Below are 885 nucleotides of genomic sequence, written 5' to 3'. Positions count from 1 at the left end.
GCGTATAATCGTCGGCAGCGTCAGATGTGTATAAGAGACAGATCTGGAAGCGGCCGGGGCGCGCGTGCTGGCCGCCGGACAACCGGACGCCCTGGCCGAACAGGCCCGCATGGCCCAAACGGAACGCGGTGCCCTGAACGTCGTGGTGGTGGACGAGGCTCTGCACACCCCCGCCGCCGCCCAGGCGCCGCAATTGCTAGGCCGCCGCGTCGGGGAAGCGCAGGTGCCGACGGTGCTGCTGCAGGACCCCACCACCGTCGGCGGCCGCCTCGCCGACGGATCGGTCCCGGTGAGCCGACCGGTCCGCCGCACGCCCCTGGTGCGCGCCGTGGCGGTGGCCGCCGGGCGTGCCCTGACGGACGCCGCACCCGGCGAAGACCCGCCGCCCGCCGTGCGCTGCGCCCCGGCCGTGCTGAGTCCGGAGCGCGCCATCACCGAGGCGGAGGCCCGCGGGCGGCTGATCCTGGTGGCGGAGGACAACGCGATCAACCGGAAAGTCCTGCAGATGCAGCTCACCTCGCTGGGCCACACGGCGAAGCTGACCAACGGCGGGGCGGAGGCCTTAGCCGCACTGGGGCGGCGGCGCTACGCCCTGTTGCTGACCGACATCCAGATGCCCGAAGTGGACGGGTTCGAGCTGACCCGCCGCATCCGCGCGGCGGAGCGCGCCACCGGCGCCCATCTGCCGATCGTCGCCCTGACCGCCAACGCCGCCCCGGCGGACATCGAGAGCTACCGCGCGGCCGGCATGGACGAGGCGCTGAGCAAGCCGCTGGATCTGGCGAAGCTCGACGCCGCGCTGTCCTGCTTCCTGCCGCCCGCAGTGGACGAACCGGTGGCCGACCTGTCTCTTATACACATCTGACGCTGCCGACGATTATACGC

1 protein-coding gene is annotated in these 885 nt (G+C 72.3%); it reads left to right on the top strand.

What is annotated here, in order from left to right; genetic code table 11:
- Positions 1 to 109: 109 nt before the first annotated feature.
- Positions 110 to 865 (top strand): response regulator, encoded by a 756-nt coding sequence (locus Q4I23_RS32820; protein WP_498529021.1) that lies wholly within the window; start codon positions 110 to 112, stop codon positions 863 to 865.
- Positions 866 to 885: the final 20 nt, after the last annotated feature.

Source organism: Azospirillum sp. UFLA03-27 (assembly GCF_059803775.1).
This window is presented reverse-complemented; position numbering and strand designations above follow the sequence as displayed.